The following is a 24,658-nucleotide window of genomic DNA, read 5'->3' as shown; positions in this document are numbered from 1 at the left end:
GGCCACCGGCACCAAGCCAGAAACCGTCCGCATTTCCACCGCAGCCGCCTGAAACGGAGCCGCTTCAGTTACACCCCAATTTCCACCACGTTGACGGACACGACCCCGCATTGATGCGGATCAATGTCGAGGCTTGATCTTCCTGCACGGTGCACATCCCCCCGAGTGCGCGGGGCGTGCGGGGCGGAACATGCCTCGGTCTCTCCGGATTGAGACGAGCCCAGGGTTCAGGGGAAATTCCTCACGGAGGAGCACGAAAGAAGGCGGGCACAGTGAGATCACCGGATCTGACGCAGGAAGAGCAGGACGCGCTCGCTTTGCTCGAGTCGCGCATCGGACATCTGCATGTCCGACAGCGGCTCGGACTGGAGAGGGACTACGAGGCCCACGTGTTCCGACCGGGCACGCACTTCTTCCACATCGAGAACTGGTATTCGATCCACGGGCTGATCCGCGGTGGGCTGAAGCTCGTCGGCCTGCATCGGCGCGGCCAGCGCAACGCTCACGCCATCCGCGTCCGTCACAACGAGGTCCGCCTGGCGGGGTTGCCCGCGGCGTTCGATGGCTACACGATCCTGCAGCTCTCCGATCTGCACTTCGGCATGAGCTCCGGTTTTCTCGGGTCGCTCCTGGAGATGCTCGCGCCGCTTCGCTATGATCTCTGCGTCGTCACCGGTGACTATCGCGCACTCACCTTCGGCCCGTGGGAGGCAGCGGTCGACGACCTCCGCCGTCTGCGACCGCATCTGTCAGGCCCGGTCTATGCGATCCTTGGAAATCACGACACCATCCGCATGGTGCCGGCGATGGAGGAGGCGGGCTACAGCCTGCTCCTCAACGAGTGGGTTCGATTGTCGCGAGACGGCGAGACGGTTTATCTCGCAGGCATTGATGACGCGCATTTCTACCGACTCGAGAATTATCATCGCGCCGCTCACGACATCCCGCAAAACGCCGTCTCGATTCTGTTGTCCCACACCCCCGAGGCCTATCGGCACGCGGCCCATGCCGGGTTCGATCTCATGCTGTGCGGCCACACTCACGGCGGTCAGATCTGCCTCCCGGGCGGTATTCCCATCCTGACCGATGCCGACAGTCCCCGGGCCATGGCCAAGGGATCGTGGCGCTGGCACGACATGGCCGGTTACACGTCGGCGGGGGCGGGCACCTCGATCGTGGACGTGCGGCTGAACTGCCCGCCCGAAGTGACCCTGCACGGACTGCTGCGGGCATAGCCTCAATAAGGCCGGTCCCGGATCTTGAGCCGGTACAGCAAGACGGAAAGCAACGTTTCGAGGAGGATGAACGCAGCGATCAGGACAACAATATCGGCAGCGCCCAGATTCAGCTGAGCCTGGAGAACGAGGAGGGGCAGCAGGGATTCTGGAATTTGATCGAGCCCGAACGCCCGCGCATGCACCGCGAGGCCCAGGCGCCGCTTGCTGAAACTGGCAAAAAGATCGCCCGTCAGCGCCAATGCCGCGAGGATCGCGCCAAACCCCCAGCCCAGCCCGAAAAGACCGGCCGTCAGGCTGGTGCACAGAACCGAGGCGACGACACCGCGCATGGTCTTTGCCGCGCCAAACAGGCGTCGCCCGTCGAAGAATGTCGATCCGCCGTCAAGTGGCACAGCCAAGCGACCCGCTAGAAGCTTGGTCGCGAGGATAGGAGCGCCATTGGCGACGAGCAGCAGCGCAAGGATTCGAGCAAGCAGAGATGGGTCGGCTATCGTCAAAGATCCTTTCGTCAGCGAGAATCTCGGTCGGCTCGGCGGCGAACCGGCACTTTGTAGCAGCCAAGCATTCGGGCTTTCGCAGATGGTGTCATTGATCCCGCGCAAAGGGTTTGCCGACCGTTGCTTCGATCGTCCAGCGGCGCGGAGGGGGCTGGTCGAATTTGACGGAGGTCAATGCCGCGTAAACGAACTGGCGGATGCTGGGGGATCGCATTGGCGGATCGGCATGCCGCGGGCACGTCAAGAGCGACGACATGCGGCAAGGTATCCGCTGGCCCGGAAAATGAGGAGCGCAACCGGTGAAACGCCTTGAGACGACCATCGCCCCGCTTGGACTTTCGGCGACCTTGCGGCAGCCGGCTGCAGCCAAGGGCCTGATCGTGTTCGCCCACGGCAGCGGCTCCAGTCGCCTCAGTCCCCGCAACGTCGCCGTCGCCGAGGTGCTCGGCGAACGCGGGTTTGCGACGCTGCTGTTCGATCTTCTGACCGAGGTCGAGGAGGGGGATCGACGCAACGTCTTCGATATCCCGCTTCTGGCCGATCGCCTGCTTGACGCGGTTCGGTGGATCGAAGGCGAGTCCGGGCTATCCGAACTGCCGCTCGGTCTCTTTGGTGCCAGCACGGGTGCCGCGGCCGCATTGGTCGCGGCCTCCCGGCTCGGAACACGGATCGCGGCGGTCGTGTCGCGCGGCGGTCGTCCGGATCTGGCCGGCGACTTTCTGCGTGACGTCACCGCGCCGACACTGCTGATCGTCGGAGAGGCCGACCGCGAGGTGTTAAAACTCAACGAGGACGCCTTTGCCCAACTGCGCTGCAAAAAGGCTCTTCGGATCGTCCCAGGCGCCACCCATCTCTTCCCCGAGCCAGGCGCCCTCGAGACCGCGATCGAATTCACGGCGGAATGGTTCGGCGAGCATCTCGCGGGCGTTCCCAAGGCTGATTGACCTCGAGACACTCATCCGTCGGAGCGGCGGACGACCGACGCTGGGTGCCGTATCCCTCCATTCGGAGGCGCCCGGACGGATGCGTAGGACGCAGATGTCATTGACGGGCCGCTACTCCGATTCTCGGTAACCTATTCGATCCCGCTCCCCCCAGATTTCGATGAGCATGATCGTGATCGTGACGGCCAGAGGCCCCAGAATCAGACCGGCCATCCCGAACAGGACGATGCCACCAATCATGGAGATGAATGCGGGAACGGTATGAAGACGGAGCCGGTTTCCGACAAAGATCGGGCGCAGGATATTGTCGATCCCGCCGACGACCAGGGCGCCCCAAAACGGCAAGGATGGCGGCCTTGCCCAAATCGCCGTTCATGGCGAGGAGAATGGCCGCGGGTATCCAGACGATGAACGCGCCCAGCACCGGCACGATGGACAACAGGCCCATCACCAATCCCCAGAGCAGCGGGGTTGGCAAACCAAGAAACCAGAAGATCAGGCCGCCCAATGTGCCCTGGATCGCCGCGACCGCGATCGTCCCGAAGACCGTGGCATGGACCGTATCGAGCACCCCCGTGAACAGCCGCTCGGTCTCGGCGCTGGTCAACGGCAATCGTTCTGTCAGAAAACGTCTTGCCGTGGCCTGATCGCGCAAGAAATAGAACAACAGGTAAAAGGTCAGCACGAGCTCGATCACCTGCACGGCGGAGTTTCTCGCGAAGGCGGCGCCGGCGTTGCTCAGCCAGCTCGCGAGATTCGCTATCATCGCCGGCAGGTCGATCTGCTGCTCGATCCACTGGCCGACCGGGGCAATGCCGGGCTGGGTGTCGAGAAGCTGCTGGATAGCGCCCGACCTGAGCCTGTCTTGAATGAGCGAAACGCTCGCGGCCGCCTGTTCGATGAGGCGCTCGACCACGAAAATGGCTGGTGCCGCGACGAGGAGGGCGACGATCAGCACTGACATCAAGGCTGCGAAACTGGGGCGCGTCAGTGCCCTTCGATCTTCGCATGCAGCCGGGCAAAGAGGATCGCGAGGGTCAATGCCCAGGTGAGGGCACCCAGAAAAGGCGCAGCCAACAGGATACATATGACGAACCCGGCAATCGTTGCCGCGGCAAGGACGAGGACACCGACGTGTCCGCCTGTCTCCTTGCCCTTGCCCTTGCCCTTGTCTGGCGATGCGATGGATTCCGTGGTTCGCTGCTTCATCGGAAAGACGCGTTCCTGTCGTGCTCGCGGTCTGGCGATGCTGGATCAGCCTTGGCTCGGCTATACGCCGAACGGATAGGTGTCCGGCACTCCCTTCGGCCGCGGTGCCGGCAGGGGGGTGATTGCTCGCGTTTCTTCGAACCAGACATAGGCGTCGAATTGCTCGGACAGCACCGCCTCGAAATAATGGCTGTTGATCTCCGTTTCCGGACGGTAGACGACGCCGATGGCGCGCTCCAGGCGCGGCTTCGATAAAAGCTCGCGCACCTCGCCGTGTTTAGGATCGCGCAGGTCCGTCAGTGAGCGCGCGATCCCCGTCTGCCGGAAGACACGCTCGAAGGAATCGGGTCGCGACGGAAGCACGCGCTTGATCTGCATCCGCCCACCCCAATCGTCCGCGGCCGCAACGGTGCCGCGATCGGTGCCGAACCCGATCAGAGCGGCTTCGTCACGGTAGGCGGTCCGGCAGAGTTCGCCGATGTTGAATTCGCCCTGCCAGCCCATCGCCGTGGCCGCCGCATTGCCGATGTGGGAATTGTGCGCCCATACGACGGCCTTCGCCTTGGGGCCGCGCGCGTCCATGAGATTTTGAAGTGTATCGAACATGTGCCGGTCACGCAGGTTCCAGGACTCGGTCGAGCCGCGATACATGATGCGGTAATATCGCTCGGCCGTTCGCACGATGCGGGCATTTTGCGCTGCGTCGAGATAGTCCTCGCCATCCTTGCGCATATAGTCGAGGCGGTTTTCCAGAATGGTCTTGAGCTGTTCTACGACCGCGTCTTCGCAGGTGTCGCTATGCCCCAGCACAACCGACCTGCCGTAGAGAGCTGGATCCGCCCGCCAGGGCGTCAGGCAGCTGTAGCGCTGTAGCGCTGTCGTGCGGACTCGGCGGCTGTCGGGTCCACGCGCTCCAGATAGTCGAAGACGGCCGTCATCGAGGCGTACATCGAATAGACGTCGAGGCCGCGAAACTCGACGCGACGTTCAGCCGGGAGGTCTGCATTGTGCTGACGCAGCCATTCAGCGAACGCCGCGACCTCTTCGTTCCGCCACATCCAGGTCGGGAAGCGGGCAAATGATTCCTCATCATAGATCCCGGCCGCGCGGTGGCGGACATGACGATCGACCCGTGCCGCGTCGGGCCAGTCGGCTTCCACCGCGACGATGTTGAAGCCGTGTCGCTCGATAAGCTGCCGCGTGATGGCCGCCCGGGCGCGGTAGAATTCCGAACTGCCGTGCGTCGCCTCGCCAAGAAGGACCACGCGGGCATCGCCGAAGCGATCGAACATCGCGCCGAACGCCTCGGCTTTCTCGGGGGCGGGGAGCGGCTCGCAAGTGTGCCGGATCGCGGCGGCGGTCTCGTCGGCGCCTGCCGCCCGGAACAGTTCGGATGGAAGTAAATCTGCCATCGAGATCTCCTGTCGCGGGGAGGGCGGGTGCCATCTGGCCTCGGGGGCATCCGCGAATGTCAGCCCGCAGGTCGTGGGGTCGTTGCGACCAAGCTTCCCAACGATGGCGATCAATCTATCGGGGCGAACGACAAGCGCGTTGATATCCATCAAGACGTGCCCCGATGACGACCTGCGGGGCACGATCACATTCTTCCTGACAGACCCATTCGTCGGACGGATTGACGCAGATCAAGATATCACCTCGGCTGGCTGATAAAGTCAGGCTGAAAATTTCGCGCCTTGCATGCGCCGGCGCAAAATACGTCGTTCGTCGATGCATCGAACAAATGTGCTGCGTCGGGTCCGAGAAACCAATCATTGGCGGCGGGCATACGACTGTATTTTTTCGGCGGCCTTGCTGCCGCCCCCGCATCCGCTCCACTTGGAGCCGTCGCGGCAGCCGAGTTGGCGGTTGCTCGACGCAGTGGCGGATATGCGGACGAGGTTGAGCGCGTCACGGCTGGGTTGAGAAATGCCCCGCGGCACGCAGCGGTTCTGACGCCAGTCGTCGATGAATGTCCAACAGCGCGGTGAAATGAAGCGCGGAACAGCGGCCTTCATCCTAGGAGGAGCGTATCATGTCCGAAGTTGAACGTCCGGCAGCGACCACTTGTGAACCGCCTCTGCCATACCCGCAGGCCGGCGAGCCGGTCTTTCGACACGTCCTGGCCTGTCTGGATATGTCGCCGTTTTCGTACGCCATATTGGCTCATGCATCGGCGATTGCCTCGGCAATGAACGCCAGATTGACCATCCTGCATGTTCTCGAACCGTCGGGCGGCGGCACAGTGCCAACGGATCCGGTCGAATGGACGCTGCGCCACCGCGACGCGGAGGCCGAGTTGCACGACCATATATCGCGATTTGACAGCATCGACGCCGAAATCGTGGTTATCGATGGGCCGGCGGCCGAATGCATCTGCGCCTGGGTCCGCGATCACGGTGTCGATCTCACAGTCCTGGGAGTGAGCGGCAACAGCAACTGGCCTTTTCCGGGACTGGGGGGGACAGCGCGCCGCGTCGCCGAAACGATTGACGGTTCGGTCTTGCTGGCCCCGTCGGTCGACGTCGGCGACGATCCGATACGCTATCGCCGGGTGATGACGCCGCTTGACGGATCACCGAGGGGAGAATCCTCCTTGCCGATCGCCGTTGGCATCGCGGCTGCTCACCAAGCGGAGATATTGCTCGTCCATGCGGCACCTAACATCGATCTGACCGAAATCGGCCCGATCGAGGCGGAAGCCCGCGCCTTGCGAGATCAGCTGCGCCGTCGCAACGAACGCGTCGCTGAGCAATACATGGTGCAGGTGCGGTCGTGGTTGCCGATTGCCAAGTCGTGCGCGCGAACGCGGGTCATCGCGAGCAGCGATGCCCGCCATGCCCTCGCGGTCGCCGCCACCGAAGACCAGGCGGACATTATCGTCCTCTCCTCGACGGGTTCGAGCGGACATCCCGACATATCGGTGGGGAGCGTTGCGGATTATCTGATCAATCATGCCGAAAAGCCTATTCTTCTGGTGCGAGGGCATGAATGGAGCCCGCCGCGGGCTCTGCGATGTGCCGGTGATTTGCAGCCCGCAAGGTTGCCGAGTCGAGCGCTGATGTGATCGTCGCGCCCGTCCCGGAGAGCGCTGACGCTCCGGATAGGGTGCCAGCGCTTGCCGCCGCCGCCCTCAGGGCACGACACGACATCAACCCGGGCCAGCCTGAGCCGGCGCCCTCATGGCGTCGGCTTTCCCAAATCATTCCCTGGTTGGATCGCGCCCGCCAGTCTTGTGTCGAGCCACCGCATCACGCGGCCAAGGCCTCCGAATGGTTGCTCGACAACGAGTTTCATGTTCGCCGCGCGGTCCGCCAGGTGCGCGAGGATATGCCCGCGGCCTTCTACCGGCGGCTTTCGCGTCTTGCCGCGCCCGAATACGAGGGCATGCCGCGGGTCTTGGCTCTGGCCCATGGCATGCTTGACGCGGCGCATATGCAAATTGGTCTCGCTGGCGCAGCCGAATTCGTCAACGCCTACCAAAGGGATGCGCCTCTCACGATCGCCGAACTTTGGGCATTCCCGGCGATGCTTCGACTCGCCTGCCTGGAAACGCTGGTTCTGGCATTCTGCGAACTCGTGCCGGATCTGGCGCCACCGTTCGCGCCGACGCCAGGGTTGCGGCCGCACGAACCTGTCGACCCGACCGAAAGCGTGTCCCGCGCGATCTCCGCGCTTATGGCGGTTTCGAACACGTCGTGGAAGGCCTTTTTCGATCAGGTCAGTCGAGTTGAGGCGATCCTGCGGAACGATCCCGCAGGCGTCTACCGCACAATGGATTTCGACACCCGTGATCGATACCGCAAGGCGGTCGAGGAAATCGCCGCTGGCGCGGGGGCCCTCGAATGGAATGTCGCCGAGAACGCAATAAGGCTGACGCGCGCTCACGCGGGGACGTCGCGACGCGGCCACGTCGGATGCTGGCTGGTCGCCGAGGGACGGAAGGAACTGGAGCGAACGGTTGATTTCCGCCCACGGCTTGGCGCCGCTCTGCGTCGCGCCGTGAGCGGTCATCCGGGCCGGTTCTATGTCGGCGCTCTGACGGGTCTCGGCCTCGCCGCGCTCGCGGTTCCAATCTGGGCACTGGCCTCGCTTGGCGCGGGGGCAATGGCCTGGGCTGTCGGGATCGCCCTGTCGCTGATGCCCGCATCGATCATCAGCATCACGCTGACCCACTGGATCGTCACGCAGTTCATCCCGCCCTGGGTGCTGCCGAAGCTGGACGTCGAGCGCGGTCTTGGCGAGGGCTGCGAGACGGCTGTTGTGATGCCGGTGATCTTGCGCCGAGCCGAGGAGGTCGGAGCACTGATCGAGCGGCTCGAGGCCCATTGGCTGTCGAACCCGGATCCGTTCATCCATCTAGCCCTATTGAGTGATCTGGCGGACGCGGATTCAGAGCGTCTCCCAGAGGATGCTCTGATCGAGACGGCGCTGATCGAGGGAGTGCGGCGCCTGAACGCGCGCTATGCGGAGCACGCGCCGTTTTCGCTGCTTCACCGGGCGCGCCGCTGGAACGAGCCCGAGGGATGCTGGATGGGCTGGGAGCGAAAGCGTGGCAAGCTCGAGGAGTTCACGGCTTTCATCCTCGGTCATATGCCCGAGGCCTTCGCCGTGCAGGAGGGCGCTTGCGACGTCCTGTGTCAGGCCCATTTCGTTGTCACGCTGGACGCTGACACCACAGCGCCACCAGGCGCCATCAATCGGCTCATCGGGACGCTGGCTCACCCCCTCAATCGTGTGGAATTCGATCCCGAAACTGGCAAAGCATCCCTTGGCTACACCTTCATCCAACCGCGTGTCGAAATTTCCCCCGAAGCCGGCCAAAGTTCGCTGTTTACCCGGCTCTATACCGGCGACACGGCAATCGACATCTACAGCCGCGCGGTTTCGGACGTCTATCAGGACCTGTTCGGCGAGGGCATATTCACCGGCAAGGGCGCTTACGACGCCTCGGCCTTCCACAAGTGCCTGTCCCAGCGCGTTCCCGAAAACGCGCTGGTCAGCCACGATCTGTTCGAGGGGCTGCACGGACGCGCGGCACTGGCGAGCGACATCGTCTTTTACGAGGACTTCCCGCCGAATTATCTCGCCTATGCCCGCCGGGCCCATCGCTGGATTCGGGGCGACTGGCAGCTTCTGCCCTGGCTCGGTCGAACGGCGCCCATCCGCGGCGGGGCACGCGTGGCCAATCGGCTGTCGGCGCTGGATCGCTGGAAGATCATCGACAATCTGCGGCGCAGCCTGATTGCGCCAGCGCTGGTCGCGTTCGCGGCGGCGGGATGGCTGCTCCTTCCGGGCGAGACGCTGATCTGGACGATGCTGACGGTTGCCGCCCCCGGCGCCTACCTGTTCACCGACCTCGTGACGAATCTGGCGCGCGGGCGCCGCCGAGGCGCCGCCCGGAGCATGCTGCGGCAATTGGCCGATCATGCTGGTCGCTGGCTGCTCGCGATCGTCTTCATGGCGTATGAAGCCGTGCTTGCCATGGCCGCGATCGTCCAGACCGTATGGCGAGTTTTCGTCTCGCGGCGAGGCTTGTTGCAATGGACGTCGGCGGCGCATTCGGCCGCGCGGGTCGCGCAGGGGCGGACCGGGGTCTGGACCGACATGGCCGCGGCGCCGACGCTTGCGGCCCTGCTCGCGCTTCTGCTAGCCACGGTCGATCCCGCCAGCTTGCCGGGTGCCCTGCCGCTGCTCCTGGTTTGGTTCTTGTCGCCTCTGATCGCCGATATCATAGGCAGGCCGATGCGGCTCTTCAAGGAAGAGCTCGACGCGGAGGACCGCGTCTATTTGCGTCACGTCGCGCGGCGGACATGGCTCTATTTCGAAACCTTCGCCGGACCCGACGATAATTGGCTGCCGCCCGACAATTATCAAACCAATCCCCATGAGGAGACGGCGCACCGCACGTCCCCCACCAACGTCGGCATGCTGTTCCTGTCCTCGCTGACGGCTTGCGATCTCGGCCATATCGGCCTCTTCGACCTCGCCGCGCGGATGACCTGCGCGCTTGATTCGCTCGGTCGACTTGAGAATTACCGCGGTCATACGCTCAACTGGTTCGAGACGAAGACCCTCAAATCCCTTGAGCCGCGCTACGTTTCCACCGTCGACAGCGGCAATCTAGCGGTAAGCCTGCTCACCCTGCGCGAGGGCTGCCGCGAATATGCCCGGGGACCGGCGATGTCTGCTTCCCAATGGGCGGGTCTCGACGACGAACTCCGGTTGTTGCGCGAGGCCCTCACCGCGCTGCCCGGCCAGCAGCAGCGCGCGGTCTTCGAGCCGATCGATGCGATGCTGGAGCGTCTCCCTTCGATCCAATCCGACCCCGCGACCTGGCGGGCCGCGCTGGCCGACATCGCTACCGGGGACTGGCGGAAGGTTCAGACGCTTGTCGCGCAAGCTCTCGATGGCGTCGATCAGGTCGATCCGCATGCGATTCACGCTTGGCTGGAACGTGCCGATCATCACCTTTTGAATATGCGACGCGACCTCGACGCCCTGGAGCCGTGGCGCACGCTCATTGAATCCGGCCCGCCCGGCCTCGAGGTGCTAGCCGAAGTCTTCGAGGCGCTGCCGGTCGCCACGGACTCTCTCGACGGCAGCATCGAAAAGCTCGGTCGCGCGCGCGCTGCCTTATCCGGTTTGGTGCCAGCCGACGCTGCCGCTGAGCACTGGCGCTGCGAGCTGACCATCGCGCTTGGACAGGGAGAAACCGCGTGCAATGCCCTGCGCGAAAATTTGGAGAGCATTGCCCGGCGAGCCGGCGAGCGAGCGTTCGGAATGGACTTTTGCGTCCTTTTCGACAGCGAGACCCGCACCTTCTTGATTGGCTACAATCTCGGCTCGGACCGGCTCGACCAGCATCATTACGACCTCTTGGCAAGCGAAGCGCGGCTGGCGAGCTATTTCGCGATCGCCAAGCGCGATGTGCCTGTCGAACATTGGTTCCACCTGGGCCGGCCGATCACCCAAGCCGGCGGTGCACTGGCGGCGCTCTCCTGGAACGGCTCCATGTTCGAATATCTCATGCCGGCGCTGTTGCTGCCGAGCGATGCCGGGCGACTTCTGGGGCAGAGTGAACGTGCCGCAGTTTCCGCGCAACGCCAGTATGCAGATAGGCTCGGCCTGCCCTGGGGAGTATCGGAGTCCGGCTTCGCCTCCCGCGATGCCGCGCATCGCTACCAGTATCAGGCATTCGGGGTGCCAGGTCTCGGTTTGAAGCGCGGGCTATCCGCGGACTACGTGGTGGCACCCTACGCCAGCGCGCTGGCGCTGGCCGTGGCACCGGTCGCGGCCGTTGCCAATCTCCGCCGGTTGGAAAAGCTCGGCCTGTGTGGCCAGTATGGGTTTTTCGAAGCGGCGGATTTCACGCCGGACCGACGTCCGGCCGAAGGGGGCTTCACACCGGTCCGAGCGTATATGGCGCACCATCAGGGGATGATCGCCGCCGCTATCGGCAACGCTCTGAATGACAATATCCTCGTCAAGCGTTTTGGCCGGGAGCCCCACATGCGCGCAACCGAACTGCTACTGCAGGAACGTGTGCCCTGGGAGTTCCCGCCCGAGCAGGCCACCGATGCGGAAGACGCCACGCCCGACCTGGCGCGAACGCAGACGCCGACACTGCATGGCTGGACCGCGCCCGACGAGCCCATTCCACAAGTGCACGTCATCGGTAATGGAAGCCTCGCATCCTGGATCACCAGTGTCGGCGGCGGCGCGCTCTGGTGGCGCGGTCAGGCTCTGACGCGGTGGACCGGAGACCCCGTCAGCCGCGCAGGCGACGCACGGCTCTATCTCAGCGAGCCGGACAGCGGCGCGATACGGTCGGTCGGCGAGCATGGCCGGGGATTTTCTGAGACAAGCTTCCACGCTCACATGGCTGAGTTTCGTGATCGCGGAGATGAGCTCTCGACCCGTCTCGAAATCGCGATTGCGCCCGGCGACGATGTGGAGATCCGCCGCGTCACTCTCTTCAACGAGAGCGGCAGGACCCGCGAGATCGACCTGACCAGCTACGCCGAAGTTGTGCTCGCGCCGGCGGCGGCACATGAGCGGCATCCGGCGTTCAGCAAGCTGTTTGTCCACAGCGAGCGGATTGCCGAGCATGGTGGCCTCGTGTTCACCCGCCGCCCCCAGCGCTCTACGGACCGGCCCCCGGTTCTCGTTCATCGTCTGGTGGCTCAGGATTCGGCGGTGACGCCGGCCGGCTTCGAGACCGACCGTCGGGCCTTCTTGAGCCGCCATGGAAACGCGGAGCACCCGCCGGGCGCAATCGGAGTCTTGGCCGGCGGCGCCGGATGGGCGCTCGATCCGGTCATGGCACTCCGCGCTCGAATTCGCCTGGCTCCGGGAGCCCGGGCGCAACTCGCCTTCGTGACTTGCGCCGCCGGCTCGCGTGAGACGGCGCTCGAGATCGCCGAGCGCTATGCAACCGTGCCGGCGCTCGACTGGGCGATGGAAGACGCCTTGCGATCCGCGGCGATCGACGCGCGGCGTCTCGGCCTCGATACGCCTGCACTGGCCGAGGCGCAGGCACTGTGTCGCGATCTCGTCCTCCCGCGGCCGCCGGCGCACCTGTCGGCCGCCGCGTCGCAAACGAGCCTTCCCGCGCAGGCGCAGCTCTGGAGCATGGGCCTTTCCGGCGATTTGCCGATCGTTCTCGTGCGGGTAGCGGATGATTTGCATGCGCAACTGCTCCCAGGCGTGGTCCGGGCGCATCAGTGGTGGCTTCGGCGGGGCCTTCGGGTGGACCTCGTCATTCTGCGCGAAGGTGCTTCCGGCTATCAGGAGCCGACCCGCGAACTGTTGTTCTCCACACTCCGCGAAGCGCGCGTACCTGCGGGCCTTGGCGGCTCCGGGGGCGTTCATCTCCTGGCGGCGGACCAGTTCGGAGCGGGGGAGAGGCTCGCGCTCACCGCTTCGGCACGGTTGTCGCTCGACGGCGCGGCGGCCTCCCTCGCCAACGCGGTCACTGCTCCGCGCCCGGTGCGTATCGGACCACCCCACTTTCAACCGGTCGGACCGCGACCGCCGGAGCCGACGCCGGTCGCCGAACTCTCACGTCCGCCGGATACCTTGTTCGACAACTCCTATGGCGGGTTCTCACAGGCCAACGGCGATTACGTGATTCATCTCGACAGTGGACGCCAGACACCGGCGCCCTGGTGCAACGTCTTGGCCAACGAGCGTTTCGGGACGATCGTGTCGGAGTCCGGACTGGGTTTCACCTGGTGCATCAACAGTGGCGAGCATCGGCTGACACCCTGGTCGAACGACCCCTTGGTCGATCCGCAGGCGGAGGCACTCTACCTGCGCGACGAGGAGACCGCCCGGATCTGGACGCCGACGCCGCTCCCCTCCGGCGGCGATACGACGTGCCAGATCCGTCACAGCCCCGGAGCCACGACCTGGCAACGCCATGGAGAGGGGCTGGAGCAGCGTCTCACCGTCTTCGTTCCGCCCGACGCCTCCGTGAAATTGGCGCTGCTCAGCCTATCCAACCCGGGCTCACGCGGTCGCCGATTCACCGCCACCTACTACGCTGAATGGCTGCTGGGAGCACTGGGCAGCACGGCACGGCCGCACGTGGTCTGCGGCTATGATGCCGAGAGCCGGGCGCTGATCGCCCGCAACGGATGGAATCCGGAATTTGGCGACCGCACGGCGTTTCTGGCGGCAAGCCGCCCGCCTCATAGCCTGACATGCAACCGCACGACGTTTCTCGGCCGGCAGGGCGATTCAGCCCAACCCGCCGGACTCCTCGCGTGGAGCCTTGATGGCGTGCTCGATAGCATCGCCGACCCCTGCGCGGCGTTTCAGGTTCACATCGACCTCGCGCCCGGCGCGACGGAGGAGGTTGTTTTCGTGCTTGGCGAAGGCAACGACCCCACCGACGCGGGGCGGCTGGCCGCGCATTGGGCCGACGTCGGCACGGCCAGGATGGCGCTGGCCGCAAACCAGGCGATCTGGGAGCGGCGACTTGGCGCCGTCACGGTCACGACGCCGGACCCGGCCTTCGATCTTCTGGTCAACCGCTGGCTCGTCAACCAGACCCTCGCTTCGCGGATTTTCGCGCGCGCCGGCTTCCATCAGGCCGGCGGTGCCTTCGGATTCCGCGATCAGCTCCAGGACATGACGGCGCTCTTGTTCGTCAAGCCGCAGCGGGTGCGGGCGCACATTCTGGAGTGCGCAGCACGGCAGTTCGAGGAGGGCGATGTGCTGCATTGGTGGCATCCGCCGGCGGGACGCGGCGTGCGGACGCACTGCTCGGATGACCTTTTGTGGCTCGTCTATGCGACGGGCCGCTATGTCGGGGCCACCGGCGACACCGCGATACTGTCCGAAGAGGTTGCGTTCCTGTCCGCCGCTCCGCTCGGGGACGACGAAGAGGACCGTTACGCTCTCTTCGAGCCGGGTTCCGAACGCGCAACGCTGTTCGAACATTGTCGACGGGCCTTGGCGCGTGGAGTCACCGCGGGCGCTCACGGACTGCCGCTCATGGGGACAGGCGACTGGAACGACGGAATGGATCGGGTCGGCAGGGAGGGACGCGGTGAAAGCGTATGGCTCGCCTGGTTCGCCGCCGTCTGCGCCGACGCATTCGCGGAGCTGGCTCGGGTCGTCGGGCGCGAGGATCTGGACGAATTGTGGAAGGCGCGCGCAGGCGATCTGCGCATGGCCGGCGATACGGCCGGGTGGGATGGCGGGTGGTATGCGCGGGCCTTCGCCGACGACGGTCTGCCCTGGGGCTCGAAGGATAACGACGAATGCCAGATCGACAGCATATCGCAATCCTGGGCGGCTCTGGCCGGCGGGCCATCGCGGACGCGGACCGCGGCAGCGGTTGCCGCCGCGACCGAGCGGCTCGTTGATCCCGAAACACGGCTGGTCCGCCTGCTCACTCCGCCCTTCGATCGAACACCGCGCGACCCCGGCTATATTCGCGCTTATCCGCCGGGCGTGCGCGAAAATGGCGGCCAGTATACCCACGCGGCGGCTTGGCTGGGCTTGGCTCATGCGCGGCTCGGCGACGGCGATCGGGCTTACGAAATCTTCGACCTGATCAACCCGATCCGCCGCACCGCCAGCCGCGCGGGCGCGGAGCTATACGGCGCCGAGCCCTATGTCCTGCCGGGCGACGTGCGTGGTTCCGAGCCTGGAATCGGGGAGGCGGGCTGGACCTGGTACACCGGTGCCGCAGGCTGGACATGGCAGCTCGCCGTAGACGGCATTCTCGGCATCAGCCTTCGGCAGGGTGCCGTGCACATCGCTCCGCGCCTGCCGAAGCTCTGGGGCGGAGCCGAAGTCAGGGTGAAGGGACCTGCCGGAAGTTTGATGATCTGCATCGAGGATCCCGATCATCTAGGCACCGGACGGGTCGAGCTCACGGTCAACGACGCGCGCATCAAGGGCGATTGCGTCGCGTTCCCGACGGACGAAACGGAACACCGCGTGGTCGCACGCTTGTGTCCCATCGAGGCTGGGATCGCTTAGGCGAGATCGTCGTGACAACCCAAGGCGCGCGGCCGCGACACCGGGAGCGAGGCGCATGCGTCTTGCGGCATGGCGCCGCCGAAGCGGGCGGTGCAATCGTTGATCGGAATCAAAGGCCGCTGGTGCGCTGTAGCCTAGAGTGCCTCCCAACGGGTTCGGACCCCGCGGACGCGTATGCGCCGTGCCGGGACAGCCGCCGCCCCGGGATTTTGAGGCCGCGATGCAGGATGAAGGGGCGACAGGCACGGTGATCGCGGTTCGCGGCGCGGCTGGCCGGTCGTTCCGGACGACGTCACGCTTTCCAAGGCTCACTCCATACCGCGTGACGCAAAGAAGTTCACGCCGTGACCATTCTCGAAGCAGCCTCTACTCCGTAAAATGAAAAGATTGCATTCAGGGCACCGTTGACGGCGGCACTGCAAGAACATCACGATCGGCATTACGGAGCACTTTCTCCGCCACGCTACCAAGGAAAAACTTGGCCAGACCACTCCTGCCGTGAGTTCCGATGACAATCAAGTCCACCGCTCCGGCCTTCGCGGCGTTGAGAATCTCCTGCGCAGGTGTGCTCTCGTCATGGCGAACGATTTTATTAATGCGTCCTACCTCGGCGGAGTGCACGAATTCCGAAAGCGCCCGTGTGGCGTTCTTGCGTTCCCCTTCAAGGTAATGCTCCTTGTCGCTTTTTGGCATCGCATGGCTCATGCCCAGACGGAGGGCCGGTGCATCGAACACATGGAGGATCGAGACCCTCGCCCCATGCCCGATGTCCAGCGCAGAGAAATTCCGAGCCGCGCGTCTCGCGCCTTCGGAGAGGTCGGTGGTCAGCATTGCATGGCGATAAGGGCCAGCTGGAGGGGCATTCGCCATCAGAACTGGCAAAGTGACCGTCCGGATCGTACGCTCTGCCGTAGTGCCGATGAACACGTCCCGAAGCGCCTGTCGCCGATGAGGACCGATGACCAGCATGTCTGGTGCAATCTCTTCGACGGCTTGAGCGATGCCGGCAAACGCCGCGCCGAGAATTACCCGGGTCGCGCAGGTCACTCCATCGACATCTCTGACTGTCGCTGCCAGCTCATGCAGGAGTCGACCCGCGATATCGCGCTCACTTTCCACGATGCGCCGGGCCTGGTCGTCGTCGACGACATGAACAAGCGACATGGCCGCGCCGAAGTGCTTGGCAAGCAGCGTCGCGCGCCGCAGCGCCCGATCAGATCTCTCAGAGAAATCCGTTGCCACCATGATCGTCTTCATCGTGTGCTCCTTGCGGCGGTTCCTCCACGCACCGAAGCATGAAGGAACATCGCTTGCTTTGACTCACGTCAACGAAGATCGGCCATTCCTCGCTAATCTGCAGCAAACCGCTGCTTAGAGGCGTCTCCCCGATGGCCCGCGACCAATACCAGACCGTCAAGGAGGTTGCCGATCGTTTGAAGGTCAGCGAGGCAACGGTTCGTCACTGGATCAAGGGCGACGAGATCCACGCAATCGACATCGGCAAGGGATGGCGGATCGCAGACTGCGATCTCGAGGCATTTCTGCGCAGTCACGCCACACGGTCGCGGGAAGTCGATCCCGATGCGGAGAGGTCAGAGAAAGATGAGCCCCGGGCCGGTGGCGAGAAGGCCAGATGGACGCGCTGATCCATTCTCCTTTCGCCGAGGTGGCGTTGCTGCTCGTCATGGCTGCGGCCATCGGCTTGCCCGGCATCCTGCTCAGACAGCCGCTGATCGTCAGCTTCATCACGGTGGGCCTGATCGCGGGACCCTCGGCGCTCGACGTGGTGCATTCCGACGAGCAGATCGACCTTCTGTCCGAACTCGGGATCGCCGTGCTTCTGTTCATGGTCGGCATCAAACTCGATGTGAAGCTCATCCGGTCACTGGGCACGGTCGCACTTCTGACAGGGGTTGGGCAGGTCCTCTTCACGTCCATCTTCGGATACCTGATCGGCCTCGCGCTCGGCCTTGGATACGTCACCAGCCTCTATGTCGCGGTTGCGCTGACCTTCTCCTCGACGATCATCATCGTGAAGCTCTTGTCCGACAAGCGCGAGATCGATTCGCTACACGGCCAGATCGCACTCGGCTTCCTGATCGTGCAGGATCTCATTGTCGTGCTAGCGATGATCGTGCTCTCGGCCATCGGGATCGGCGCGGGGGACGGGCATGGCAGCGGATCGGTGGTGACGGTCCTCGCCTCCGGCGCGGCGATGGTGGCGTTGGTCGTTCTTCTCGTCAGATATGTGGCCAGTCCGCTGACAGAACGGCTGGCGCGCGCCCCTGAACTGCTGGTGATATTCGCCATCGCCCAAGCGGCAATGTTCGCCGCGGTAAGCGATTTGGTAGGATTAGGCAAAGAGGTGGGTGGCCTCCTCGCCGGCATGTCGCTCGCCTCCACCCCCTATCGCGAAACCATTGCGGCGCGGCTCGCCCCCCTGCGGGACTTCCTGCTGTTGTTCTTCTTCATCGCTCTTGGCGCTACGCTCGACCTGTCGCTGCTCGGTGCGCATGTTGCCGGCGCCGTCGTCTTCTCGCTCTTCGTGCTAATCGGGAACCCGCTGATCGTGCTCGCGATCATGGGAGCGATGGGCTACCGCAAACGCACGAGCTTTCTTGCTGGTCTGACCGTGGCACAAATCAGCGAATTTTCCCTGATCTTCATCGCCATGGGCGTCTCACTCGGCCATGTGCAGGAAGATGCGTTGGGGCTCGTGACGATGGTCGGTCTCGTGACCATCGCAGCCTCCACCTATATGATCACCTATTCCCATCAGCTTTACGCCGTCTGCGAGCCGCTACTTGGCATCTTCGAGCGCAGGGGCACCCCGCGCGAGCGGAGCGAGGCCGGCGCCCACCACGGCGACAGTTGCAAGGTGCTCATCTTCGGGCTTGGCCGTTTCGGTACGGCGATCGGGATACGCCTGAACAAGCGCGGCATCCGTGTGCTGGGAGTGGACTTCAACCCGCTGGCGGTGAGGCGATGGCGCGAGCTCGGACTCGACCCTGAATTCGGTGACGCGAGTGATCCCGAGTTCGTGGCCAAACTGCCGCTGTCGCGGGCCGAGTGGATCGTCTCCACCATCCCGATCCACCCCACGGGTCTCAGCCACGAGGACACGCGCATTACGCTTATCCAGCTGACCCGCGCCTCAGGGTTCCGCGGGCGCATCGCGGTGACGTCCCACAGCACGCGCGATACGGAGAACCTGTTTGGCGAGGGTGCGGACATCGTGCTGGAGCCCTTCCAGGACGCGGCCGACCGTGCCGTGGATCTGCTCTGCGGCGCTCCCGAGGAAGATCGCACCGAAATTCCTCCGATCGAGACGGAAGAAAAGCAGGCGTCATGAGCGTCGGGGCCGCACGCTCACGACCATCACCGAAAGCGATCGAATGACCGAGCAACGCCGAGTATCCGCCTTCCACGCCCTGCCATCAGATGAAGCGCTCAATCTGCTACAGGCTACCGCAGCGGGCTTAGGCTCGGAGGAAGCGGCCGTCCGCTTGCAGTCGCATGGGCAGAACCGCCTGCCGGAGCCGCCAAGGCGAAGCGCGCTGTTGCGGTTCCTTGGGCGTTTTCACAACGTGCTGATCTATGTGTTGATTGCCGCGGCGGTGGTGACAGCGGCTCTGCAGCACTGGGTCGACACGGGCGTGATCCTCGCGGTCGTCCTCGTCAACGCTGTGATCAGCTTTGTCCAGGAGGGGCGGGCCGAACAGGCGATGGAGGCGATCCGCGGAATGCTCGCGCCCCACTCGGCTGTGCTGCGCGACGGGCGGAGGCAGAGCGTCGACGCCGCCGACATCGTGCCGGGTGACATCGTTCTCGTGGAGGCGGGCGACCGGGTGACGGCCGATCTGCGCCTGATCGAGGCGCGGAGCCTCAAGGCCGAGGAAGCGATACTGACGGGCGAGTCCGTTCCGGTGGACAAGGGCACCGCGCCCGCGCTGGAGGAGGCTCCGCTAGGCGATCGGACATCGATGCTGTTTTCCGGAACGCTGGTCGCGGCAGGGGCAGGGCGCGGGGTCGTGGTTGCCACGGGCGGCGCCACACAGATCGGCCAGATCAGCGACATGCTGTCCGATGTCAAAACGCTTGCCACCCCGCTCGTCGAGCAGATGGACGCCTTCGCCCGCTGGCTGACGGTGTTCATCCTTCTGATCGCCGGCTCGCTCCTCGCCTACGGTTACTTCGTAGGCCACCTTCCATTCCCCGAGCTATTCATGGCCGTTGTCGGCCTCTCCGTCGCCGCGATCCCCGAAGGGCTGCCGGCAGTGCTGACGATCACGCTGGCCGTGGGCGTGCAGACCATGGCGCGCCGCAACGCCATTGTTCGCCGCCTACCGGCGATCGAGACGCTGGGCTCGGTTTCCGTCATCTGCTCCGACAAGACCGGCACGCTTACCCGCAACGAGATGATGGCGACGACGCTCGCCGCGGCCGAGCACGTCTATTCGGTGGGCGGCAACGGATACGCACCGGAGGGCGCAGTGCGCTGGCGCGACGCCGACGCGAGCCCGATAGAGCATGCCGTGCTGATGGAGTTCGCGCGCGCAGCAGCGCTCTGCAACGACGCGGTGCTTTACGGGGCTCAGGACATCTGGCGCGTCGAGGGGGACCCAATGGAGGGCGCGCTGATGGCGCTTGCGGGCAAGATCACCCGCGCGGGCCACCTTCCCTTCCGCGAGTGGAGCCGCACAGACGCGATCCCTTTCGACGCCGCGCACCGCTACATGGCTGTGCTGCACCACGACCATGAGGGTCACGCCGGCATCTTCGTCAAAGGCGCGCCCGAGGCGGTTCTGGCCCTTTGCGCCAACCAGCGCACGGCCGATGGCGGCGCCGAGCCGCTCGACGAGCGGCGCTGGCACGCGATGGTGGAAGATCTCGCCGCCGAGGGCCAGCGCGTGATCGCCGTCGCCGCGCGCGCCGTGCCGCAGGATCACACGATCCTGAACGCCGCCGACCTGGAGGGGCAGCTGACTTTGATCGGGCTGATCGGCCTGATCGATCCGCCCCGAGCCGAAGCGATCGAGGCCGTGGCTGAGTGCCACGCGGCGGGCATTCGGGTGAAGATGATCACCGGCGACCATGCTGCCACCGCCCGCGCCATCGCCGCACAGATCGAGCTGAAGAATACGACCCGTGTCCTGACGGGCGCCGATATCGAGACGATGGACGATGCCGAACTCGCCGAGGCCTCCGTGGGGACGGACATCTTCGCGCGCACCTCGCCGGCCCACAAGCTGCGCCTCGTCACCGCGCTCCAGTCGCGCGGCCTGACAGTCGCGATGACCGGCGACGGGGTGAACGACGCGCCCGCGCTCAAGCGCGCCGACGCCGGCATCGCCATGGGGCGGAAGGGCAGCGAGGCCGCCAAGGAAGCCGCCGAGTTGGTGCTGGCCGACGACAACTTCGCTTCCATCGCCGCGGCCGTGCGCGAGGGGCGCACGGTCTACGACAACATCAAGAAGGTTATCAGCTGGACCTTGCCTACCAACGCGGGCGAGGCCCTGACCATCGTCGTCGCGCTTTTCGTCGGCATGGCGCTGCCAATCACGGCGGTGCAGATCCTCTGGATCAACCTCATCACCGCCGTCACGCTTGGCCTCGCGCTCGCCTTCGAGCCCTCGGAGCCCGGCACCATGCGCCGGCCGCCCCGCCCGCGTAACGAGCCGCTGCTGACGGGCGGACTCGTCTGGCACATCGTTCTCGTATCGACGCTCTTCCTCGTCGCGGTGTTTGGCATGTACTTCTACGCGATCGACAGGGAGTATCCGGTCGCGCTGGCGCAAACCATGGCGATGAACACGCTAGTGGTGCTGGAGATCTTCCACCTCTTCTTTATCCGCAACATCCACGGCACTTCCCTTACCTGGTCGGCCGCAAAGGGCACGAAGGTCATCTGGGCCTGCGTTGTCGCCGTTACGTCCGCGCAGTTCGCAATAACTTACTTGCCCCCCTTGCAGGCCGTGTTCGGCACGCAGGGCGTCCGGCCGTCGGATGGACTCCTTATTATCGCCATCGGCGCGTTTTTCTTCGCTCTGATCGAAACCGAGAAGCAGATGCGCCTCGCCTTCCGGCGAGCTACACCGGACAACCGCTTTCGAGGCCTTGCTGACCATAAAGGAGGGCGGTTACCTTGACGATGAATAGGTCCGTGTCTGCTTCAACAGCCGACAGCTTGAAAACCCCAATGCCTTGAGTTCACGCTCCGCTGTCATCTCATCTATCACGATCCGGAATTCCTCAATGATCCGTCGCATGAGATTCCTACGGCGCCATCTCACGACCTCGCGGATCGCCGTGAACAGGCCCGCTCTTCGCGATCTTCGCCAGCGCCTGGCGTTGCGGTCATTCAACTCTGGGAGGGCTGCCTGGGGCTTTGCCGTCGACCAAGTCTTCCGGTCCCCGGGCGTTGAAGCGGAGCGGCTGGTTCCAGATGATCTGGAGGGCGACACTGCCGATTGTCGCGTCCGACCGCCACCCGCCAGTACCGAGGCGCCGCCTCCGCCCGACCGGACGAGCAAGGCAGCGCTCGTCGTCTTCGGCGCCGAACAGGGGTTCGCCGGAGCCTTCAACGAGCGTGTGTTGGAGACGATCGCCGACGAGGTGCTGGTGCCGGTGCTTTTTCTTATCGGCACGCGCGGATTATCCCATGCCGTCGAACGCGGCATTGCGGCCGACTGGACCAGCGCGATGCCATCCCATTCCTCCGGCATTCCGAAGCTTGCCAGCGACATTTGCGATGCGTTCTACCAGAGGATCGGAACAGGAGGGGTCGAACGGGTGACGGCGGTCTTCGCCAATGGGTCCGTCGGGGCCGAGCCGACGGTCGTTCGTCGGCTTCTCCTGCCGCCGGACCCTGCCACCTTCGCGGGGGCTGAGCACAGGGAGCCGCCGATCCTCAATCTGCCGGCCCGCAAGCTCCTGGCCGATCTCACCGCCCAATATTTGCATGCTCTGTTCTGCGAGATCGCGCTGCACGCCTTCGCCGCGGAAAACCAGGCACGGATGACGGCAATGGCCGCGGCGCATCGCGAAATCGATCGGCAGCTCGGCGCTTTGCGGGCGACGTTCCGACATGTGCGCCAGGAACAGATCACCGCGGAGATCATCGAGCTCGCAGGCGGCGCGGCGGCGAGCCAGGGGCGACCAGGAGTGTGAAGGCCGTGGGCCTGCCGTGAGGCGATTACCGACCTGAACGCGGCGACCGAGGGCAATCAATTCTGACGATAACGGCTGGAGCTTCCAATGAGCCAAGATAGCACGAAAACGGGCCAGGGGCCGATCCTCCGGTTCCACGGAGCGGCACAGGCCGTCACCGGCTCATGTTTCGAACTGGAGGTTGCCGGCGGCCGGCTTTTGATCGACTGCGGCCTGTTCCAGGGATCGAAGTCGGAGAAGGAGCTGAACTACCGCGCCTTTCCGTTCGAGCCGAAGCAGGTCGATGCGGTGCTGCTGACCCACGCCCACATCGACCATTCCGGGCTGCTACCGAAGCTGACCAAGCATGGGTTCGGCGGCCCCGTCTTAGCCAGCCGCGCGACCCAGGACCTGTGCAGCGTCATGCTGCCCGACTCGGCCTATATCCAGGATACCGAAGTCGCGCATCTCAACCGCCGCAACAAGCGGCGCGGTCGCAGGGTCGTGGCGCCGATCTATGACGCCGCCGACGTCGCCCAATGCCTGAGCCAATTCCGGGCCGTTGCGTTCGACGCGTGGTTCGAAGTGATGGCCGGCGTCAGGGCGCGTTATTGGAACGCAGGGCACCTTCTCGGCTCAGCCTCCATCGAAATCGAGATCGCCAGCTCCGGAGATCGACCACTGCGGCTGCTGTTTTCCGGCGACCTCGGCCCGGCTCACAAGCTGTTGCAAGCCGACCCGGACGCGCCGAGCGGCTTCGACTATGTCATCTGCGAAAGCACTTACGGCGACGAAGATCGAGCCGGGGCGTCGGAAGCCGATCGTCGCCGGATACTGCGGGACGCGGTGAGGGCGGCGAACAACCCGGACGGGGCGCTGCTGATCCCGTCCTTCGCGGTCGAGCGGACGCAGGAGCTCCTGGTCGACCTGCAGCGTCTCATCGAGACCGGCGATCTTCCGGCGATTTCGATCGTCATCGATTCGCCGCTCGCCACCCGTGCCACCCGGATTTTCCACGACCATGCGGGGGAATTGGAGCACGGCGACATTCTGTCCCGCGCTTTGCGCGCATCCAACATCCGCTTCACCGAGACGGTCGACGAGAGCAAGGCGCTGGACCGGCTGAAGGGCTTCCATATCGTGATCGCGGCCAGCGGAATGTGCGAGGCCGGACGCATCCGGCACCGTCTGAAGAACTGGCTGTGGCGGCCGGAAGCGACGGTGTTGTTCGTCGGCTTCCAGGCCCAGGGCACGCTGGGCCGGATCCTGAAGGACGGGACCCGCCAGGTCCGTATTCAAGGCGATGAGTTTGTCGTGCGGGCACAGATCCGCGAGATCGATCTCTACTCCGGCCATGCCGACGGACCCGAGCTTTGCGACTGGCTGTCGGAACGGCGTCCGGTGGAGGCCGGTCTGTTCCTTGTGCACGGGGAAGTGGAGGCGATCGAGGGGCTGAAGCAGCGTGTGAGCGCGGTGGTTCCGGAAGACCGGGTCATCGTGCCGCGATTGGACGACGGCTTCAGGCTCACGGCCGAGGCCGCCATCCCGCTGAAATCCGACACGCCGCGCCGCATCGACCCGGGCAAGCTGGCTCATCTCGACTGGCACAACGACGTTTCGAAACTCTTCCTCGACATCAACGATCGGCTCGAGAAGGCGGCCGACGACAAGGCGCGCGGGGTGGTGATCCGGACGCTTCGGCGCGCTCTCGGCGCGAGTGACGGCTAGATGCGTGAAGCTTCCTTCTCGGCTTGATCCGAATCCAGCGCCGCCAAGATGCGAAATCTTGATCAGGATCAATGCTGAAGTCGCATGCGCGGGCTTTGGTCATTCCGTTCAGCGGCACCGGCGGACGAGTCCGGTATCGCGACATGCTTCTAAGCCCGCAAGAAGGAAAAGGACTACTACCTCTCCGAGTGCCGTTACGGGTCCTTCACGCGCTCCTTCCGGGTTCCCGACGGGGTCGACGCCGACCAGATCGCGGCGAGTTTCACTAAGGGCGTGCTGACGGTCAAACTGCCGAAGACGGCCGAGGCGCAGAGCAAGGAAAAGAAGATCGCCGTGACGGCCGCCTGACCGGCTGGTCTGCCAAGGCGGGTGGTCGTCGCGGGTGTTACGGCGACCG

Annotated in this window: 15 protein-coding genes and 1 pseudogene; 10 read left to right on the top strand and 6 right to left on the bottom strand. The window is 64.7% G+C overall.

All coding sequences use genetic code 11. The features are described 5' to 3' along the window. Positions 1–272 precede the first annotated feature (272 nt). Complete coding sequence (locus VSX60_RS17075) at positions 273–1,235, top strand: metallophosphoesterase (RefSeq protein WP_327625465.1); 963 nt, start codon at positions 273–275, stop codon at positions 1,233–1,235. A 2-nt stretch (positions 1,236–1,237) separates the two neighbouring features. On the opposite strand, the gene VSX60_RS17070 is transcribed toward VSX60_RS17075, so the two are convergent. Beyond that, complete coding sequence (locus VSX60_RS17070) at positions 1,238–1,735, bottom strand: CDP-archaeol synthase (protein ID WP_327625464.1); 498 nt, start codon at positions 1,733–1,735, stop codon at positions 1,238–1,240. Between the two features lie 299 nt (positions 1,736–2,034). On the opposite strand from VSX60_RS17070, the gene VSX60_RS17065 reads away from it, so the two are divergent. Then, positions 2,035–2,679 carry a dienelactone hydrolase family protein gene (locus VSX60_RS17065; protein WP_327625463.1) on the top strand — a complete coding sequence of 215 codons (645 nt, stop codon included), beginning with the start codon at positions 2,035–2,037 and terminating at the stop codon, positions 2,677–2,679. Positions 2,680–2,776: 97 nt separating this feature from the next. Here the strand turns inward: VSX60_RS17065 and VSX60_RS17060 are convergent, their stop codons facing one another. Genes VSX60_RS17060 through VSX60_RS17045 form a run of 4 tightly spaced genes read right to left on the bottom strand, consistent with a single transcriptional unit; the run spans position 2,777 to position 5,300 of the window. Beyond that, positions 2,777–3,643 (bottom strand): AI-2E family transporter, encoded by an 867-nt coding sequence (locus VSX60_RS17060; RefSeq protein ID WP_327625462.1) that lies wholly within the window; start codon positions 3,641–3,643, stop codon positions 2,777–2,779. 23 nt (positions 3,644–3,666) lie between these two features. Further along, on the bottom strand, positions 3,667–3,888 hold the full coding sequence (locus VSX60_RS17055) for a hypothetical protein (protein ID WP_327625461.1): 222 nt from the start codon (positions 3,886–3,888) through the stop codon (positions 3,667–3,669). Between the two features lie 60 nt (positions 3,889–3,948). Further along, positions 3,949–4,743 carry an erythromycin esterase family protein gene (locus tag VSX60_RS17050; protein ID WP_327625466.1) on the bottom strand — a complete coding sequence of 265 codons (795 nt, stop codon included), beginning with the start codon at positions 4,741–4,743 and terminating at the stop codon, positions 3,949–3,951. Beyond that, positions 4,740–5,300: an erythromycin esterase family protein gene (locus VSX60_RS17045; protein WP_327625460.1), complete on the bottom strand. Its 561-nt coding sequence runs from the start codon at positions 5,298–5,300 to the stop codon at positions 4,740–4,742. The genes VSX60_RS17050 and VSX60_RS17045 overlap by 4 nt, the downstream gene beginning before the upstream one ends. A 620-nt stretch (positions 5,301–5,920) precedes the next feature. On the opposite strand from VSX60_RS17045, the gene VSX60_RS17040 reads away from it, so the two are divergent. Further along, positions 5,921–6,952, top strand: coding sequence for a universal stress protein (locus tag VSX60_RS17040; RefSeq protein ID WP_327625459.1), 1,032 nt, complete (start codon positions 5,921–5,923; stop codon positions 6,950–6,952). 41 nt (positions 6,953–6,993) lie between these two features. Further along, entirely contained in the window at positions 6,994–15,384 is an 8,391-nt protein-coding gene (locus tag VSX60_RS17035; protein ID WP_327625458.1) for a GH36-type glycosyl hydrolase domain-containing protein, read from the top strand. Positions 15,385–15,777: 393 nt separating this feature from the next. Here VSX60_RS17035 and VSX60_RS17030 read toward each other — a convergent pair whose 3' ends face one another. Then, the gene (locus VSX60_RS17030) at positions 15,778–16,641 is read right to left on the bottom strand and encodes a universal stress protein (RefSeq protein WP_327625457.1); all 864 of its coding nucleotides are present in this window, start codon (positions 16,639–16,641) and stop codon (positions 15,778–15,780) included. A 131-nt stretch (positions 16,642–16,772) separates the two neighbouring features. On the opposite strand from VSX60_RS17030, the gene VSX60_RS17025 reads away from it, so the two are divergent. The 6 genes and pseudogenes from VSX60_RS17025 to VSX60_RS17000 all read left to right on the top strand — a co-directional run. Further along, complete coding sequence (locus VSX60_RS17025; protein WP_327625456.1) at positions 16,773–17,030, top strand: helix-turn-helix domain-containing protein; 258 nt, start codon at positions 16,773–16,775, stop codon at positions 17,028–17,030. Beyond that, entirely contained in the window at positions 17,018–18,736 is a 1,719-nt protein-coding gene (locus VSX60_RS17020) for a cation:proton antiporter (RefSeq protein ID WP_327625454.1), read from the top strand. Before VSX60_RS17025 ends, VSX60_RS17020 begins: the two co-directional genes overlap by 13 nt. Positions 18,737–18,779: 43 nt before the next feature. Further along, positions 18,780–21,533, top strand: a complete 2,754-nt coding sequence (locus VSX60_RS17015; protein ID WP_327625453.1) for a cation-transporting P-type ATPase — start codon at positions 18,780–18,782, stop codon at positions 21,531–21,533. A 118-nt stretch (positions 21,534–21,651) separates the two neighbouring features. Next, positions 21,652–22,554, top strand: coding sequence for a F0F1 ATP synthase subunit gamma (locus VSX60_RS17010; protein WP_327625451.1), 903 nt, complete (start codon positions 21,652–21,654; stop codon positions 22,552–22,554). A gap of 87 nt (positions 22,555–22,641) precedes the next feature. Next, a complete protein-coding gene (locus VSX60_RS17005; RefSeq protein ID WP_327625450.1) occupies positions 22,642–24,261 on the top strand; it encodes an MBL fold metallo-hydrolase in 1,620 nt (539 codons plus the stop codon). Between the two features lie 159 nt (positions 24,262–24,420). Then, a pseudogene (locus VSX60_RS17000) lies at positions 24,421–24,609 on the top strand (Hsp20/alpha crystallin family protein); the annotation flags it as partial. Positions 24,610–24,658 lie beyond the last annotated feature (49 nt).

It is taken from the genome of Aurantimonas sp. A3-2-R12, assembly GCF_036016755.1.
Classification (GTDB): Bacteria; Pseudomonadota; Alphaproteobacteria; order Rhizobiales; family Rhizobiaceae; genus Aurantimonas; species Aurantimonas coralicida_A.
The sequence above is the reverse complement of the archived record's forward strand: the minus strand, read 5'-3'. Positions and strand labels throughout refer to the sequence as shown.